Consider the following 16,255-nt stretch of genomic DNA (forward strand, 5'->3'; position numbering starts at 1 on the left):
AGGACGTCACCGCAAGGCCTCCATGGATGGGAAGGCGCACGTTCAGCGGTGCGCAGGGCAGGGGGCTCAGGCGTGGTAGCTTTCGCGGCGCAAGGCATAGCGGATATCTGGTTGAGTCAGAGGGCCCGGTGAAGCGACCGACGATTGCTGACATCGCCCGGCGGGCCGGGGTGTCGAAGGTGGCGGTCTCCTACGCGCTGAACGGCCGGTCCGGGGTGTCGGAGACGACACGGGCCAGGATCATCGCCATCGCCGAGGAGGTCGGCTGGCGACCCAACAGCGCCGCCCGCGCGCTGAACGGCGCCCACGCCCGCTCCATCGGCCTGGTCCTGTGCCGTCCGGCGCGGACCCTCGGCATGGAGCCGTTCTTCATGGAGCTCATCAGCGGCATCCAGGACGAGCTGTCGGCCCGGTCCTACGCCCTGATGCTGCAGGTCGTCAAGGACCACGCCGAGGAGATCGAGATCCACCGGCGCTGGTGGGGGGAGCGGCGCATCGACGGCGCGATCCTGGTCGACCTGCATCTGCGCGACCCGCGCGTGGCGGTCCTGCAGGAGCTCGGCATGCCGGTCGTCGTGATCGGCCACCCCTCGGCGGCGGGGTCGCTCCCCTCGATCTGGTCCGACGACAGCGCGGCCGTCAGGCAGACGGTCCAGTACCTGGCCGCGCTCGGCCATCGGCGCATCGCCAGGATCGCCGGGCTGCCCGAGCTGGTCCACACCGTCCAGCGAGACCAGGCCTTCACCCGGACCTGCACGGAGCTCGCCCTCGACCATCACGTCGTCGAGCACACGAACTACACCGGCGAGCAGGGAGCGCAGGCGACCCGGCGGCTGCTGAGCGCGCCCGGCCGTCCTTCGGCGATCGTCTACGACAACGACATCATGGCCGTGGCCGGGCTGTCCGTCGCGCAGGAGCTCGGGATGGACGTCCCCGGTGAGCTGTCCATCGTGGCGTGGGACGATTCGCCCCTGTCGCAGGTGGTGCGTCCACCGCTGTCCGCGGTGGGCCGCGACATTCCCGCCTACGGCGCCCACGCTGCGCGGATGCTCATGTCGCTGATCGCGGGCGAGCAGGTACGGGACGTCCAGGACGTGACCGCCGGTCTCACCCCCCGAGGGAGTACCGCGACAGCGAAGCGGTCACCCTAGCTGCACGCCTCGTACCGCCCAGCACCTGGCGGTGAGGGGGATGGAGCCGTCCGGGCCCGAGGGCAGCCGGGCCCGCAGCAGGTCGCGCAGGGCGCGCCGGTGCTCTTCGGTGAGGGAGGCGAGGTAACCGGGCGCGGGACCCTGGCCGCCGAGGAACGGCCTCCAGTAGTCGTCGAAGCCGGCGAACACGGTCGCCACCTCGACCGCCCGCACCTCCACCTCGCCCAGCCCGGCCTCCGTCCACAACCGGGCAAGAGGTTCGGGCCCGCACAGCGGGAAACGACGCCCCTCGTCCAGTGCGGCCGCTGCGGGGTCGAGCGCGGCGGCGGCGTCCCAGAAGTGGCGCAGCATGGCCATGCCACGGGCGTAGTCCCAGACGTAGGCGGCGACCACGCCGCCCGGCGCGGCGACCCTGGCCCCACTCGGTCACGGCGCGGGGCGGGTCGGGGACGAAGTTGAGGGCCAGTCCGCTCACCACGGCGTCGAAACGGCGGCCGGGCAGCGGCAGCGAGCGCGCGTCACCGGCGTGGAAGGCCGCCCGGGGGTCGCTGATCAGCGTGCGGGCGTGTGCCAGGAACCCCTCGGAGGTGTCGACGCCGATGACCTCGGCGGGGTTAGCCACGGCCAGGACGGTGGCCGTCAGCGCGCCGGTGCCGCAGCCCACGTCCAGCCAGCGCCCGCCTGCCGGCACCTCCAGCCAGCGCAGGAAGGCCTGCGCGACGGGGCGGCTCCATCGCCCGACGTAGGCCTCGTAGGCGGCTCCGGCGGCCCAGGTCTCATGCGGGTGCGTCACACGGCGACGATACGGCCGCGGCCGTCGTTTCGGCGGGAGCGCGGGAGGCTCATCGTGGCCGTTCCCGGCCGAGCAGGCGACCCGCTCGCAGGGCGGTGAGCATGCCGTGCAGTCCCATCGCGGCGGCCAGGCAGGCCAGAGGTATGGCAGGCAGCACGTAGCGATGGTCGAAGTCGAGCGCGGCCACGGGCCCGACCAGCAGGAACATCGACATCGCCCACGGCAGCAGCGCGGCCCTGCGCCACAGCGCCCCGCTGAGGCCGCCGGCCAGCAGGAGCAGCCCGAACAGCGTGCCGTGCAGGAACCACGGGTAGCGGTAGTGGGACAGGATCGTGCCGTACGGCTCGACGGAGGCCATGCCGCGGATGCCGTTGTCGTACTCGGCGCGCACCTTGTTGACGAGGGGGAAGTGCCACGGCAGCTCCCACGCCCCCTTGGGGAAGGTCAGCGCGGGTGAGACCCGCTTGGGGTGGGCGACCGGTGTCCAGGTGAAGGCCAGGGAGGTGTCCTTGACCACCTCGCGCAGATAGTCGAGAGGCTGGGCGAGGATGACCTTGGTGGCGAAGGACCTGGCCAGGTCGTTGTGGGCGAACCTGCCTCCCGGCATCCGGTTGAGCGAGGCGCCGGCCGCCCAGACGTACTCCGAGGCGGCGTCGACCACGGTGCCGTTGGGGCAGAGCTTGGCCTCCTCGGGTGTCAGCTCGACGCGCCGGCAGTCGGCGAAGGTCATCGTCCTGGCCCACAGCGACACCCCGTCGGCGCCGGAGAGGGCGAAACGGCCGTGGTGGTGCTGGTACCAGCCGGCGTAGGCGGTCAGCGGGATCGCTCCTGCGAGCATCAGCGCGATGACGGGGCGCCGGCCGGCCCGCCGTACCAGGAGGTAGAGCAGGGCCAGGCCGACAAGGGGGACGGCCGCGGTGCGGGTGAGCCCGGCCAGCGCCAGCAGCAGGCCGGCGGCGGCGCTCGAGGTGATCGTGGTGCGCCACATGAGCAGCGTCAGCGCCGCCATGATGAGGAAGTACACCTGCAGGTCGGACAGGATCGCGTGCTCGAGTCGGATGAAGGCCGGGTCGAACAGCACCGGCACGGTGGCGAGCGTGGCCGCCCAGGCCGGCGCCGACCAGCGGCGCAGCAGCAGGTAGATCATGACGGCCACGCCCAGCCCCATGAGGTGCTGCAGGCCCGCCACCAGCTTCACGTCGGAGAACAGCCACAGGAACCAGGAGTATCCGGCCGGGTGGAAGGCGCCGCCAGGCCGCATGTGGAGCGCGGTGTCCAGGTAGGTGAAGGAGTCGTACCAGTACAGCTGGGCGGTGGTGTAGCCGAGCATCACCAGTGCGCGCAGGGTCGCCGCCGCGGCCAGCACGATCCCGAACAGGAGGTGGCCCCGCTGCCGGCCCGGGACGAGGGCGGGCGGCGAGGGCCGCAGAATTGTCGCGGTCATCGGGCCAGTCCATTGATCGCCCGCTAACCTGAGCGTCACTAAAAGTGGTTATGTCCGCGTTATATGCGTCTGTGAATCATCGGGGGAATGGAGGCGCGGGTGCGGGTGCTGATCGCCGAGGACGAGCGGATGCTCGCCGACTCGATCGCCGAGGGTCTGAGGGGTGAGGCCCTGGCAGTGGACGTCGCCTACGACGGGGAGGCGGCGCTTGAACGGCTGACCGTGCACGACTACGACGTTCTCGTCCTGGACAGGGACCTGCCGGGCGTGCACGGCGACGAGGTGTGCGGGCGGGTGGTCGAACAGGGCCTGATGGTCAGGATCCTCATGCTGACCGCCGCCTCAGAGGTGCGTGCGCGCGTGGCGGGCCTGTCGCTGGGGGCCGACGACTACCTGCCCAAGCCGTTCGCGTTCGAGGAGCTGCTCGCCAGGATCCACGCGCTGGGCCGCAGGGCCAGGCCGGCCGATCCGCCGCTGCTGGAGCGGGCGGGCGTCAGGCTCGACTGGGCGCACCGGCAGGTCTTCCGCGAAGGCCGCTACGTGCCGCTGGCCCGCAAGGAGTTCGGCGTGCTGGCCGAGCTGCTGCGCGCCAGGGGCGCGGTGGTCTCGGCCGAGGCGCTGCTGGAGAAGGTGTGGGACGAGCACATCGACCCGTTCACCAACACCGTCAGGACCACGATGACGAAGCTGCGCAAGAAGCTCGGCGAGCCGCAGATCATCGAGACCGTCCCAGGATCGGGGTACCGCATTCCATGAGCATCCGCCTGCGTTTCGGCCTGGCCTGCGGCGGGGTGTTCCTGCTCGTCGGCGCGCTCGTGCTGGCCGGTCTCTACCTGGTGGTACGGCAGACGCTCGAGCCCCGCACGGGCCTGATGACGCCGGAGTACATCAACACGCAGAACGGCTTCTACGGCAAGGGGAGCCGCGGTTACGAGATCACCGCGGAGAGGGCGGCCACCGTACGCCGCGTCTACCAGAGCGACGCCCTGGCCAACGTGCGCACCTACGGCGCGCTCATCGTGCTGGGCGGCGCCGCGGCCTCGGTCGGGGTGGGCTACGGCGCCGCGGGCTGGGGGCTGCGTCCCCTGCGAGCGGTGACGCGCACGGCCAGGCGGGTGGCGCAGGGCCACGACCTGACCGGACGCATCGGCTACAAGGGCTCCAGCGACGAGCTGGAAGAGCTGGCGGGCATCTTCGACACGATGCTCGGCAGGCTCGCCCGCTCCTTCGACGGGCAGCGCCGCTTCGTCGCCAACGCCTCGCACGAGCTGCGCACCCCGCTGACGATCAACAGGACGCTGGTGGACGTGGCGGTGCGCAGGCCCGAGGCGACCGACGACGTCAAGCGGCTCGGCGAGTCGCTGCTGCTGGTCAACGCCAGGCACGAACGGCTCATCGACGGACTGCTCGCCCTCGCCGAGGGGGAGAACAGCGTGCTGGACCGGCGTCCCTTCGACCTCACCGACGTGGCCGAGCACGTGCTGGACGCCGTGGCGGCCGAGGCCGCCGAGCGGGAGGTCACCATCCACCGGCTGCTGGACACCGCGCCGACGGCGGGGGAGGCGGTGCTGGTGGAGCGGCTGGTGCAGAACCTGGTGGAGAACGCGATCAGGCACAACCACGTCAAGGGCGAGGTGTGGGTGACCACGCGTCAGCGGGCCGAGCAGGTCGAGCTGGTCGTGGCCAACACGGGGCTGCAGGTGCCGCCGTACGAGATCGAGGCCATCTTTGAGCCGTTCAGGCGGCTGCACGGCGACAGGCTCCGCTCCGACAGGGGCAGCGGTCTCGGGCTGTCGATCGTGCGGGTCATCGCCGAGGCGCACCATGGCACGGTCGCCGCCCGTCCCCGTGAGGAGGGCGGGCTGACGATCACCGTCGAGCTGCCCGTCCAGCACTGACCGGGGGCGGCCGCTGCCGGGTGGCCCCCGCCACGCGCCGCGTGGCGGGGGCCTGTTGTTTCGGAGGTCAGACGCCGAAGGGGGCCGGGTAGACGATGGTGCCGGCGGGCACGGGCAGGGAGTCGTCGAACACCAGGCCCATCATCGCCTCGTCGGGGACCTCGAAGGACGGGCGGATGCCGTACCGGGAGGCCGGCACGAACCCGAACCTGGGGTAGTACTCGGGGTGGCCGAGAACGAGAACGAGGTTCTCGCCCAGGTCACGGGCGGCTCGCAGGCCCGCGAGGATCGCCGCCGAACCCGCGCCCCGCTTCTGGTGGCCGGGCAGCACGGCGCAGGGGCCGAGCGCCAGAGCCGGGCTTTTGTCCACGTGGCAGCGGGTGAGCAGCGCGTAGCCCGCGACGGTGCCGTCGGCGTCCTCGGCGACGATGGACAGGCCCGGCAGCCACGCGGCGTCGGCGCGCAGCGCCTCGACGAGGTCGGCCTCCAGCGGGGTGGGGAAGGCGCCGAGGTTGACCTCGCGGATGGCGGGGATGTCCCGCTCGGTCTCCGCGCGGGTGGTCCAGATCTGCGACACGGTGATGCTCTCTTTCGTGAGGGTGAAGTCGGTGAGGTGGATGGCGTCGATCTCGCTCATGAGCGGCGCTGCCTGTCTCGGAAGGCGTAGGTCTGGCGCAGCGAGCGGGTGATCGCCTTCTTGACGTCCTCGCGCTGGGCTCGCGCGTCGCTGCGGGAGGTCGCCCACTCGTTCTCGCGCTGCAGCTTGCGGTAGCTGGCCAGGCGACGCTGGTCCAGCTCGCCGGAGGCGATCGCGGCCTGTACGGCACAGCCGGGCTCGCGTTCGTGGGAGCAGTCGGCGAACCGGCAGTCCCTGGCCAGCTCCTCGATCTCGGCGAACACCTGCTGCAGGCCGTCGTCGGCGTCCACGAGGCCGATGCCGCGCAGGCCGGGGGTGTCGATGAGCACGCCGCCGTTCGGCAGCGGGACCAGTTCGCGACGGACGGTGGTGTGGCGGCCCTTGCCGTCCTGGGCCCGCACCGCCCCCGTGGCCAGCACCTCGGCGCCAAGCAACGCGTTGCCCAGCGTGGACTTGCCCACGCCGGAGGGCCCGAGCAGGACCACGGTCCCTGTCAGCACGCCGGCCAGCGCGTCGAGCCCCTGCCCCGTCTCCGCGCTGGTGGTGATCACGCTCACGCCCGGGGCCAGCCGGGCGGCATCGTCGGCCGACCGTGTGGGGTCGGCCACCGCGTCCGCCTTGGTCAGCACCAGGACCGGTAGGGCGCCGCTCTCCCACGCCAGGGCGAGCAGCCGTTCGACGCGGCCTGGATTGGACGCCGTGGCCAGGGAGGAGACCACCGCGACCGTGTCGACGTTGGCCGCCAGCGCCTGGCCGTGCGACCTGCGCGAAGGTGAGGAGCGGACGATGACGCTGCGCCGCGGGAGCAGCGCCGCGATCTCGGGTTCGGCGCCGGGGCGTACGGCGGCCCAGTCGCCCGTGCACGGGGAGGCCACCGGATCGGCCGCCTTGACCAGCGAGGTGCCGGCGCGCAGCGGGCCTGACTCGGTCACCGCGTCGCACCTGCCGCGGTCGACGGCGGCGATACGCGCGGGGACCAGGCCCGCGGCGCGGTGGGGGGCGAAGGCTCGATCGAGCTCGTCGTCCCAGCCGTAGGCGGACAGGCCGCCTGGAAGAGAGATGTAAGAAGACAACAGTCTGGAACCCTTTGCCAGAAGGGCCCTCGGTGAACGGGACAGTCGCGCCCGATGCGGGCAGCGGCTAGTGGAAGGTCAGCCGAGGACCAGGGACGTAAGGATGGACCCGGCGCTGCGGAAAGCAGCCATCGCCACGACGGTCATCAACCTCACCTCCCTTGCAGAGTTCCGCTACCTGTTGCCGCTCTGAACCTACCACATCGATCATCGTCGCCGGTCCGCGGTTCGCCTCGGTTTGCCCGCGGTGGACGAGGTTGCTAGCGTCTCCAGGGACGTGATCGTCCCGGGTGACGAGGGAGGTTGATGAATATGGCTGCCACCGGCCGTGTTCAGCATGCCCTTGTCCGGTCCGCGCGAGGTTGAAGCGCGGCCCGGTCGTTCGTCAACGACCAGGAGTGTCACGTGTCTTCTTTCGTCTCACCCGCCGATGCCGACCTGAGCACCGACCGCCTCATCCTGCGGACCTGGACCGCGGCCGAGGTCGCCGCCGTCCTGGACGGCCGCATGCTCGCCCACTGGGCCGAGGACTTCCCCGCCGAGGGTGACCGCGTCATCGCGGGTCTGTTCGGCGAGCACCCCGGCTGGCTGGGCGAGTACGGTCACCGCCAGATCGTCGAGCGCTCGACGGGCCTGGTGATCGGCTCCATCGGCCTGTTCTGGCCGCCCTCCGACGGCACCCTCGAGATCGGGTACGGCGTCGTCGCCTCCAGGCAGGGCCATGGCTACGCTTCGGAGGCCACCAGGGCGCTGACGCGTTTCGCCCTCACCGCCCCCGGCGTCCACACCGTGAGCGCCGAGGTGGAACTGTCGAACCCGCCCTCGCTCCGCGTGCTGGAGAAGGCGGGCTTCCAGCGGTACAGCTCTGAGGAGAACCTGGCCAGCTTCCGCGCCACGAGGTAACCCTCCGCGGGGTCGGCGGCACGCCGCCGACCCCGCGTCACGGCCCTGAACTCCTACAGCTGCGACGAGCCGCAAAGTAACGGGAGACCTCGCCTCTTCGCCCTTCGCAGTTCGGGGCCGTCTCTACGGATGACCACCGCGCAGGCGAGATCAGTCGGCGGGCTCGCCGAACCAGCGGGCGAGGTGGTCGTCCAGGTCCTGCTGATCGTCGCCGATCCAGGCGACGTGGCCGTCGGGGCGTAGCAGGACGCACGGAACATCCAGTGGCGCGGTGGGATCCGCGAGGTGATCGACCCGGTCGGACCAGCCGCCGACGGTCAGGCGTTCGGTGCGGTCCAGCAGCAGGCCGCGGCCGCGACGCAGCAGGCCGTAGAGGTGGCCCTGTTTCACGTCGATGTCGGGCAGGCGGCGGCCGAGCAGGTCGGGGCCTTCGCCGAAGTCGTAGCGGATGCGGGTCGCGGTGATCTTCTCGATCAGGTGGCGGTTCACCTCGTCGAAGTCCATCAGTTCGGTGAGCAGCCTGCGCACGGCCCGCGGGCCCCGGTTCGGTGGACAGCAGTTCCATCTGGGCACGGGTGTTGTCCAGCACGTCCTCGGCGACCGGATGACGTTCGGACTGATAGGTGTCCAGCAGGGTTTCCGGCGCCCAGCCGCGGATCTGTGCGGCCAGTTTCCAGCCGAGGTTGAACGCGTCCTGAACGCCCAGGTTGAGGCCCTGCCCGCCGATGGGTGGATGGATGTGCGCCGCATCGCCGGCCAGGAGCACCCGCCCGACGCGATAACGTTCGGCCAGCCGGGTGGCATCCCCGAAGCGGGACAACCAGCGCGGGGAGTGCACGCCGAAATCGGTTCCGGCGATGGTGCGCAGCTGTTGTTTGAAATCGTCGAGGGTGGGTGGTTCGGCGCGGTCGCTGACTCCCGCGGCGGGGACTACGACGCTGTAGACCCCTTCGCCGAAGGGCCTGAGCCAGAATCGCTGATGGGTTTGGCTGATTTCGGTTACCTTGGCGGCGATCTCCTCCTGCGGCACACCCACGTTCATCTCGCCCATGAGCGTGTCGGTCCGTGAGGGCTCGCCGGGGAAGCCGACGCCGAGCAGTTTGCGCACCGTGCTGCGTGCGCCGTCACAGCCGACGAGGTAGCGCGAACGCAGTTGTTTCCCGTCGGACAGCTCGACGGTCACGCCCTCGTCGTCCTGCTCGAAACCGGCGACCGCACAACCGCGCCGGACCTGCGCGCCCAGTTCGATGGCATGTTCCTCGAGCAGATGATCGATGACCGGCTGCGGGATGCCCAGCAGATAAGCGTACGCGGAATCCAGGCCCTCGGGCGCGGGTTTGGCGATGGCGGCGAAGACACCGCCGACCGGACGCTTTCTTCCGCGTTCGAGAAGGCGCTCGAGCAGACCGCGCATTGCCATCAGCTCGAGACTGCGGATGTGCAGACTGACTATGCGGACGAACGACGCGGGCTCGGTTTCCTTCTCCAGAACGAGTACCCGCACATCGTGCAGCCGCAGTTCGGCGGCCAGCATCGCGCCGGTCGGCCCGCACCCGGCGATGATCACGTCGAACATGAGGGGCGCGCGATCGGCCCCGGAGGCCGACGACCGGACTCCGGGGACGTCGCCCACGGTGAAGTCGCGCTCGACCGTACCGTCCGACGACGGCTCGGCGGTGAACTGCTGAGAGTGCACAGGTGTTGCCTTTCGGGAGTGCCTTGTTGTCGAGGCGCTCCCGGCGACACCTACGTCAATCGCCCGACCGTGACGGTAGGGGGAGCACCCACATCGATACAGCGTTCATGGGTCTCACCTCCTCAGGCGGTGTCACAGTCGACTGCAAGCTACAAGCCCGAGCATCACACCGTCCAATCCTTTCCCAGCCACACGGTCGACGCTCTCCGAGGCAGACCGGATCTCGGAGGGCGCTGCCCTGATGAACCTCCAGCGAAGCGACGGGACGGTGCGGTCAGGGCCTGGCCGGGATGGACCACTGCTGGTTGGCGTTGCTCCCGCAGGTCCAGATGATGAGGCGGGTGCCGTTGGCGCTGCTGCCGTTGGCCGCGTCGAGGCACTTGCCGCTGGCGGCGTTGACGATGCGGCCGTTGCTGTGACTCCATTGCTGGTTGGCGCCGCCGTTGCAGCTCCACTGGGTCACCGGCGCGCCGTTGGCGCTGCCGTTGGCGTCCAGGCAGGCGAACAGTTTCGAGCGGATGGTCCCGTCGTAGGCCCAGACCCACGCCTGGCCCGCGCCGCCGTCGCACGGCTGAAGGAGCGCGGGAGTGGCGTCGGCCGCGTCGGCGACGTTGACGCACTTGCCGCCGATGCCGCTCATCTGGCCCATCACCGAGTTGCCCATGGCGTTGACGTGCGTCGCCGTCGATCCGCTGACGGTGACGTGCGCGCTGGTGACCCTGGCCCGCAGGGTGCCGTTGTTGCCGACGGGCGCGGTGATCCTGGCGCGGGAGTAGGGCTCGGTGGCGCAGGAGGAGCGCGGATCGCTCCACCTGTAGTACTCGGTCCAGCTGACCGATCCCGGTGACATGGTGTCCGCGCCCACGCGGATGCTGCCGAGTTTGAACTGGGCGTTGGTCGAGGTGTTGGTGACGGTCATGCCCCACCAGCCGCCGCCTTCCGCGCGGTAGTGGAAGCGGTAGGTCTGTCCGGGGGTCCAGGTGTGCCAGATGCGGCAGCTCATGCCCTCGCCCTCGCCGCCGAAGGCCTGGCACCAGCTGCCCTGCGAGCCTGGCCTGGCCTCGGTGACGTCCCAGACGGAGAACAGGAACAGGCGGCGGGTGGTGCTGGCATTGGTCTGCAGACCGGCGTAGCCGCCGTGGCCGTTGGTCCAGGAGACCTGGTTGGACCAGTAGACCTGCGACTGGTCGCCGGGATCGGTGTCGACAGTGATGGTGTAGGCGACGTCGCCGAGCCCGCTGACGCCGTCGAACTGCCAGTTGGAGTAGGTGCCTGGGGTGTCTCCCGCGTGCGCCGCGCCGCCGGGTAACAGGGCGGCGGTGACGCCGGCGACGAGCAGGAGGATCAGCCGGAGTGGGTTGCGGTGGTGGCCGCGCGGCCGGGAGGGGGTGGGGGGTGTGTCGTCCACGGTGCTTCCTTTCTCGAGCTTCGGATGTGGTCGCGCCGGTATTGCGGGCGGCTGCACGAAGACCCCGAGCCGAGGAGCCGATCTCTTGATCGGACCTCTCGCCGAGAAGGTAACAACGGGTTGATATCCCTGGTAATGGACAAACGTCGGGTGGGCTTGGACGTTTCAGCGGGGCTGGAAAGTCGTGCACGCGCTTGCGGTCGCGTCCGGCTCTACGCCTGTGACTCCAGCGCGGCGAGCGTCTCGCGCAGCCAGGTCAGCTCCGTTCGTGTCGTGGCCGTCGCGATCGTGAACAGGCCCTGGCGGAACGGGTCGTCGAAGTCGGCGGCTCGCAGGGGCCGGTCACCGTCCCAGAAGAAGCTTGCCGGCTGGGTGAGGAAGTGCAGCCTGCGCCGCAGCACCGCCGCCTGCTCGGCGGGATCGTCCAGGTGCCGCAGGAAGGCCAGCAGGGTGAACCAGCGGTTCTCGTCGGTGATGAACAGCTCGTCGGGGTCGCGCAGCCGGTTCAGCAGCTCCTGCTCGCCGGCCGGGGTCAGCGACAGCATGTGCCGGGGCGCCGCGACCTGACCGGGCTGCAGCTCGCGGCGCAGCAGGCCGGCTGTCTCCATGCGCTTGAGCAGCGGGTAGAGCGTGCCGTCGGCGATGGGCCGCACGTGGCCGGTCAGGGCCGCGATACGTCGTCGCAGGTCATAGCCGTGTAGCTGCGCATCGTAGAGGAATCCGAGGACGGCGAGCTGCATCATGGCTCCACCGTACCCCGTTGGCAGGATATATCGGGTTGGAGGTATATTCGGCGCCATGCACAGCGCGCAGGTCCTCCCCGACGGCTCCCGCATTCGCTGGGTCGAGATCGCGGGCGTCGAGCCCACCCTGGTCTTCGTCCACGGGCTCGGCGCGAGCTCGGCCCCCTACTTCGCCCCTGTGGCGGCGCACCCGGCCCTCGCCGGGCGCCGGTCACTCATGATCGACATGCTGGGCTTCGGAATCAGCGACCGCCCCGCCGACCTGGCCTACACCCTGGAGGAGCACGCCGACGCCCTGGCCGTCGCACTGGAGCAGGCCTCGGCAGGGGGCGCGGACATCGTCGCGCACAGCATGGGCGGCGCGGTCGCCATCACGCTGGCCGCCCGCCATCCGCACCTGGTCGGACGGCTGGTCCTGGCCGACGCCAACCTCGACCCCACGCCGCTGCCGCAGACCAGGCGGCCGGGCACCTCCGGCATCGCCGTCTACCGCACCGAACAGGAGTTTCTCGACCACGGATGGAAGGAGACCATGGACTTCGTCGGCCCGCACTGGGCGGCGACGATGCGCCTGGCCGGGCCCGAGGCGCTCTACCGCAGCGCGATGAGTCTCCTGCGCGGCACCGTGCCGACGATGCGGGAGAACCTGGAGAAGCTGCCGATCCCGCGAGCGTTCCTCTACCCGGCCGCGGACGGAGTGCGCGCCGACACCGAAAGCCTCACCGGCGCCGGCGTCCGCGTCGTGGCGATCCCCGACTGCGGGCACAACATCATGCTGGACAACCTCGACGGTTTCGCCCACGCCGTCGCTGACGCGCTGAGCGTGTAGAGCGCGGCGGCACCCGCGTCACCGAAGGGCCTACGCCGTGGCTCGCGCGCGGTGCCGGCGTACCGCGTCGCAGTTGGCGCACCGCGGGGAGCAGTAGCGTTGCCGCCCGGTGCGGGAGGTGTCGGCGAAGATCGTGGCGCACTCTGTCAGGGCGCACCGCCGGAGCCGGTGCATGCCCCGTCCTGCCAGGTGCAACGCGGTGCCGACGGAGATGAGCGAGAACAGCACGGAGCCGAGCGGCTGGCGGTCGTCGCGGTAGTGCAGGTGCCAGCCGTGGCCGGCGTGGTCGGTCAGCCGCGGGTAGGCGGCGGCCTCCGCCAGCATCCGGTTGACCAGGTCCGCGCGTTCGTGCTCGTCGACGGCGTCGACGACCTTCTCCCACTCGTCCAGTACGGCGCAGACGTGGTCCACGTCCTGCGAGGTGACCGGGCTCTCCAGCACCAGCCCGGCGGAGCGGCAGCGGTCGGCGAGCTCCTCCGCGCTCGTCGGGCGCCGGTTGGCCAGGTCCGCGGCCAGGTTCACGGCGTCCTCGCCGTAAGGGTTGAGGTGCATAAGCCCATTACATCAGGCTGGTCGGCATGGAAGAAACCGGACACCATGCCGAGAAGGCCATGAGCGCGGCCGACGCGACGAGCGCCGGCGGGCCGGCCCGCCGTCCGCCGGTCACGCCGCTGCTCGCGGTGGACAACCTGCTGGTCAATCTCGGCCAGTACAGTCTCGTGCCGGTCCTCGCAATCCTGATCGCGACCCAGGACAGGAGCACGGGGGCCACCGCCGTCGGGGTGGGGCTGTTCGTCTACTTCGCGGCGGTCGGCGTCTCCTGCCTGCTGGTCAACCGGTGGCTTCCCCGATTCGGGTACACCACCGCGATGGTGGTCAGCGCGCTGCTGGCCGCGGTGGGCTTCGGGCTGCTCGCGTTCGTGCACGCCTTCGCCGCGCTGCTGGTGGTGCTGCTCGTGGCGGGGTTCGGCCAGAGCGTGCACCAGGTGCTGGCCCGGGTGCTCATCGCCGAGAACACCACCGGCGACGTCGAGCGGAACAAGGCGTACTCGACGATGAACATCGCCGTCAACGTGGCCGGGGCGCTCGGCCCGTTCATCGCGAGCGCCCTGTACGTGTCAGGGGACGGGCGGCCACTCATGGCGGCGGTGGCGGTGTGTTATCTGCTCGGTGCCGCGATCCTGTTCGTCGGGCTGCCCAGGGTGCTGAGGCAGGCGGTCCGGCGGCCGCGGCCCACGGTGAACGCCTGGCCGGTGAGCCGGGCGGGGGTCGCGGCGGCGCTGCGCAGCCCGCACGCGTGGCGGACCGTCGTCGTCGCCACGCTCGCGACGTTCCTGTACGCCCAGTTCTACTCGGCCTTCGCACTGATGATCGCCGACGAGATCACCACCCCGGTGCTGCGGGCGGTACTGCTGTCCGGCCCGGCGATCATAATCGTGGTGCTGCAGCCGGCGATCACCGCGGTGGTCACTCATCTGCTTCGCCGGGGGACGCGGCCGATGATGCTGCTCGGCGGGGCGGCCGTGGTCTTCGGTCTCGCCTTCCTCGCGCTCGGCTCGGGCCTGCCGCTCGCCGCCGCGTGCCTGCTTACCGTCGCGCTGTTCGCCGTCGCGGAGATGGTCTTCACGCCGATGCTGAACACCGCCTTCGCGGCGCTGGCCTTCGAGTCGCGGTTGGAGGCACTCAACTTCCGCCAGATCTGCTGGAGCGCCGGTGAGGCGCTCGGCTCCCTCTGCGGCGGCACCCTTTTCCTTCTGGTCAGCGACCGGGGGCTGGGCCGCTTCTACTGGCTGGCGCTCGGCGCCGCCGCCATCGTCAGCACCGTGCTGCTACTCCTCCCGCGACACCGGACAGCGCACGGGCCCACCGGCCGCGGCGACACCCGGCCGCCCTCCCCGGCCATCACGGCGAGCGCCGGATCGTCGCGATAGGGCTCCAGCTCGCCCCCTCTCCTGAAATACCGACCCGTAGGGGTTACCTGGCGCGACTTCGGATAGAGAGCATGCGTGGAAAACGACGGGATTTTGTGCCAGGTGTGCCAGGGAGTGCTGCTCGCTTCCGACCGCAAGGCGTACACGCCTGCCCGAGGCAGGCTGATCGTCACCAACGGTTACTGCGGGGGCGGCTGCGCCGAGCGCCTGCCGCGGCGGCGGGTTTCCGCCGAGGCGGAACGGCAACAGCAACCCTCGATGCCGGCTCCGCAGGCGCCGCCGGTGCGGACGCCGACCTTTCAGCACTGACTTTCTGCGAGAGGCGCCGCTCCCGGGGTGAGGGCGGCGCCTCTCGGCTGTCGCGGGGGGTACGTCCCGCCAGCGCCTCCTCGGACTCGAAGTACTCGGAGATGTCGACGCGGCCCGCCTCGGTGGGGCGGCGGACGGCTGACCTCCTGACAGGGCCTGCGATCTGACGCCCGAGGCGGCGGCGACATCTTGCGATACTCTGTTCAACAGAGTATGTTGCCGGTCGTGCCGAGAAGATCATCAGAAGTGAGCGAGCCGATGTACTTCGTGCTCACCGCGCTGCTCGACGGTCCGCTGCACGGCCACGCGATCCTCAAGCGGATCGGCGAGCTGTCGGCGGGCCGGGTCCGGCCGACGGTCGGCACCCTCTACGCCATCCTCGAACGCCTCGCCGCCCGCGGGGTGCTCGCCGTCGACCATGAGGAGACAGTCAACGGCCGGGTCCGCCGCTACTTCCGGATCACCGACGAAGGGACGGCGATCGTCAGGAGCGAGGCCAGACGCATGAACGAGGCGGCGGCCCTGGTCCTCAACCGCGAGGCTCTCGCGTGACGCGGCTCGAGCGGCGATACCGCAGGTTCCTCCTGGCCTATCCCGCTGGCTACCGCAAGGCGCACGGCGACGAGCTCATCGACATCCTGCTCGACACGGCTGAGCCGGGGCGGCGCACACCCGAGATCAGGGAGGCCCTGGGGCTGCTGATGGGCGGGCTGCGCACCCGCGTCGAGCACGCGGCGGCAGGGCCGGCCTGGCGCGACGGCCTGCACCTGGGGGTCGCCGCGCTGACCGTCGCCAACCTGGCCGCGTTACTCCCCTTCGTCACCGCGATCCCGCTGTGGACTGTCCTGTCCGCCTTCACCGTGCTGGCTGTCATACGGGGGCGGGTACGGCTGGCGCTCCCTCTCCTGCTTCTCACCGGAGCGAAGGCCACGGCGATCGCGTCAGGGGTGCCCCTGTTCGACCACGTGCTGATACCGATCACGTCAGGCCCCCGGTCGGTCGACGGGCTGTTCGCCACCACCGGCCCCCAGGTCGTCGCCCTGTCCTACGCGCTCGCCTTCGCCGGGTCGCTCGTGCTGGCGGCGGGCGCCCACCCGCTGAAGGCGCGCTCCTGGTGGTGGCTCGCGGTCGCGCCCGCCCTCTGCGTGGGCCCCGCCCTGATGGGAGAGTCGAAGTTCCCTGTCGGCGTGGTCCGGGCGGTCGCCGAGCTGGGGCTGCTGGCGGCGGCGGTCTGCGCGGCCCGCATGGCGAGAGACCCGCGCTGGGGCGTGGCGGCGCTGGTCTACCTGCTGTCGGTCACCGTCGCGATGGCCGAGCACGGGCCGTACCTCACCGTGCGGCATCTGGCCTACTGGGCCCTGCTCACCCTTCCCGCCGTCACCGCGGTCCTGGTGGCGCGCGAGCACCGCAGAACCGCCCTGCGCTGATCCCTCGGCGCGT

At 70.8% G+C, this 16,255-nt stretch carries 16 protein-coding genes and 2 pseudogenes; 9 read left to right on the forward strand and 9 right to left on the reverse strand.

Features of this window, described 5'->3' with window-relative positions; translation table 11 throughout:
- Positions 1-128 precede the first annotated feature (128 nt).
- Entirely contained in the window at positions 129-1,151 is a 1,023-nt protein-coding gene (locus FHR33_RS02375) for a LacI family DNA-binding transcriptional regulator (RefSeq protein ID WP_183642845.1), read from the forward strand.
- On the opposite strand, the gene FHR33_RS49690 is transcribed toward FHR33_RS02375, so the two are convergent.
- The 3 genes and pseudogenes from FHR33_RS49690 to FHR33_RS02385 all read right to left on the reverse strand — a co-directional run bounded on the left by FHR33_RS49690 (position 1,143) and on the right by FHR33_RS02385 (position 3,388).
- Positions 1,143-1,544: a hypothetical protein gene (locus FHR33_RS49690; RefSeq protein WP_246451598.1), complete on the reverse strand. Its 402-nt coding sequence runs from the start codon at positions 1,542-1,544 to the stop codon at positions 1,143-1,145. The two genes, FHR33_RS02375 and FHR33_RS49690, sit on opposite strands and share 9 nt — an antisense overlap.
- A 37-nt stretch (positions 1,545-1,581) precedes the next feature.
- Positions 1,582-1,944: pseudogene (locus FHR33_RS53130) on the reverse strand (class I SAM-dependent methyltransferase); the annotation flags it as partial.
- Between the two features lie 49 nt (positions 1,945-1,993).
- Positions 1,994-3,388, reverse strand: a complete 1,395-nt coding sequence (locus FHR33_RS02385) for a hypothetical protein (protein ID WP_183642848.1) — start codon at positions 3,386-3,388, stop codon at positions 1,994-1,996.
- Positions 3,389-3,487: 99 nt separating this feature from the next.
- On the opposite strand from FHR33_RS02385, the gene FHR33_RS02390 reads away from it, so the two are divergent.
- On the forward strand, positions 3,488-4,144 hold the full coding sequence (locus FHR33_RS02390; RefSeq protein WP_183642851.1) for a response regulator transcription factor: 657 nt from the start codon (positions 3,488-3,490) through the stop codon (positions 4,142-4,144).
- Positions 4,141-5,286 carry a sensor histidine kinase gene (locus FHR33_RS02395; RefSeq protein WP_183642854.1) on the forward strand — a complete coding sequence of 382 codons (1,146 nt, stop codon included), beginning with the start codon at positions 4,141-4,143 and terminating at the stop codon, positions 5,284-5,286. The genes FHR33_RS02390 and FHR33_RS02395 overlap by 4 nt, the downstream gene beginning before the upstream one ends.
- A gap of 67 nt (positions 5,287-5,353) precedes the next feature.
- Here FHR33_RS02395 and FHR33_RS02400 read toward each other — a convergent pair whose 3' ends face one another.
- Together FHR33_RS02400 and rsgA are read right to left on the reverse strand one after the other, a co-directional pair.
- The gene (locus tag FHR33_RS02400; protein ID WP_183642857.1) at positions 5,354-5,923 is read right to left on the reverse strand and encodes a GNAT family N-acetyltransferase; all 570 of its coding nucleotides are present in this window, start codon (positions 5,921-5,923) and stop codon (positions 5,354-5,356) included.
- Positions 5,920-6,996 carry a ribosome small subunit-dependent GTPase A gene (gene rsgA, locus FHR33_RS02405; protein WP_246451604.1) on the reverse strand — a complete coding sequence of 359 codons (1,077 nt, stop codon included), beginning with the start codon at positions 6,994-6,996 and terminating at the stop codon, positions 5,920-5,922. Before rsgA ends, FHR33_RS02400 begins: the two co-directional genes overlap by 4 nt.
- A 405-nt stretch (positions 6,997-7,401) precedes the next feature.
- On the opposite strand from rsgA, the gene FHR33_RS02410 reads away from it, so the two are divergent.
- Entirely contained in the window at positions 7,402-7,899 is a 498-nt protein-coding gene (locus FHR33_RS02410) for a GNAT family N-acetyltransferase (RefSeq protein WP_183642860.1), read from the forward strand.
- Between the two features lie 150 nt (positions 7,900-8,049).
- On the opposite strand, the pseudogene rox reads toward FHR33_RS02410, so the two are convergent.
- The 3 genes and pseudogenes from rox to FHR33_RS02425 form a co-directional block, all read right to left on the reverse strand.
- Positions 8,050-9,475 (reverse strand): annotated as a pseudogene (gene rox / locus FHR33_RS02415) (rifampin monooxygenase).
- Between the two features lie 394 nt (positions 9,476-9,869).
- Positions 9,870-11,003 carry a ricin-type beta-trefoil lectin domain protein gene (locus FHR33_RS02420; protein ID WP_183642862.1) on the reverse strand — a complete coding sequence of 378 codons (1,134 nt, stop codon included), beginning with the start codon at positions 11,001-11,003 and terminating at the stop codon, positions 9,870-9,872.
- A gap of 212 nt (positions 11,004-11,215) precedes the next feature.
- Positions 11,216-11,746 (reverse strand): PadR family transcriptional regulator, encoded by a 531-nt coding sequence (locus FHR33_RS02425; protein WP_183642865.1) that lies wholly within the window; start codon positions 11,744-11,746, stop codon positions 11,216-11,218.
- Between the two features lie 55 nt (positions 11,747-11,801).
- On the opposite strand from FHR33_RS02425, the gene FHR33_RS02430 reads away from it, so the two are divergent.
- Positions 11,802-12,575, forward strand: a complete 774-nt coding sequence (locus FHR33_RS02430) for an alpha/beta fold hydrolase (protein ID WP_183642868.1) — start codon at positions 11,802-11,804, stop codon at positions 12,573-12,575.
- Between the two features lie 30 nt (positions 12,576-12,605).
- Here the strand turns inward: FHR33_RS02430 and FHR33_RS02435 are convergent, their stop codons facing one another.
- Positions 12,606-13,127, reverse strand: coding sequence for a CGNR zinc finger domain-containing protein (locus FHR33_RS02435; RefSeq protein ID WP_183642870.1), 522 nt, complete (start codon positions 13,125-13,127; stop codon positions 12,606-12,608).
- A 26-nt stretch (positions 13,128-13,153) separates the two neighbouring features.
- Here FHR33_RS02435 and FHR33_RS02440 point away from each other — a divergent pair, with 26 nt between their 5' ends.
- From FHR33_RS02440 to FHR33_RS02455, 4 genes are all read left to right on the forward strand, one after another.
- Positions 13,154-14,506, forward strand: coding sequence for an MFS transporter (locus tag FHR33_RS02440; RefSeq protein WP_183642873.1), 1,353 nt, complete (start codon positions 13,154-13,156; stop codon positions 14,504-14,506).
- 75 nt (positions 14,507-14,581) lie between these two features.
- A complete protein-coding gene (locus tag FHR33_RS02445) occupies positions 14,582-14,815 on the forward strand; it encodes a hypothetical protein (RefSeq protein WP_183642876.1) in 234 nt (77 codons plus the stop codon).
- A 246-nt stretch (positions 14,816-15,061) separates the two neighbouring features.
- A complete protein-coding gene (locus FHR33_RS02450) occupies positions 15,062-15,367 on the forward strand; it encodes a PadR family transcriptional regulator (protein WP_312895326.1) in 306 nt (101 codons plus the stop codon).
- On the forward strand, positions 15,364-16,242 hold the full coding sequence (locus FHR33_RS02455) for a hypothetical protein (RefSeq protein ID WP_183642883.1): 879 nt from the start codon (positions 15,364-15,366) through the stop codon (positions 16,240-16,242). Before FHR33_RS02450 ends, FHR33_RS02455 begins: the two co-directional genes overlap by 4 nt.
- Positions 16,243-16,255: the final 13 nt, after the last annotated feature.

Source organism: Nonomuraea dietziae, from assembly GCF_014195505.1.
Taxonomy (GTDB): Bacteria; Actinomycetota; Actinomycetes; order Streptosporangiales; family Streptosporangiaceae; genus Nonomuraea; species Nonomuraea roseola.

Coding starts and splice junctions, on each gene's coding strand:
- FHR33_RS02425 (WP_183642865.1), bottom strand. CDS start 11,746: ATGATGCAGCTCGCCGTCCTCGGATTCCTCTACGATGCGCAGCTACAC.
- FHR33_RS02395 (WP_183642854.1), top strand. CDS start 4,141: ATGAGCATCCGCCTGCGTTTCGGCCTGGCCTGCGGCGGGGTGTTCCTG.
- FHR33_RS02440 (WP_183642873.1), top strand. CDS start 13,154: ATGGAAGAAACCGGACACCATGCCGAGAAGGCCATGAGCGCGGCCGAC.
- FHR33_RS02385 (WP_183642848.1), bottom strand. CDS start 3,388: ATGACCGCGACAATTCTGCGGCCCTCGCCGCCCGCCCTCGTCCCGGGC.
- FHR33_RS02430 (WP_183642868.1), top strand. CDS start 11,802: ATGCACAGCGCGCAGGTCCTCCCCGACGGCTCCCGCATTCGCTGGGTC.
- FHR33_RS02400 (WP_183642857.1), bottom strand. CDS start 5,923: ATGAGCGAGATCGACGCCATCCACCTCACCGACTTCACCCTCACGAAA.
- FHR33_RS02435 (WP_183642870.1), bottom strand. CDS start 13,127: ATGCACCTCAACCCTTACGGCGAGGACGCCGTGAACCTGGCCGCGGAC.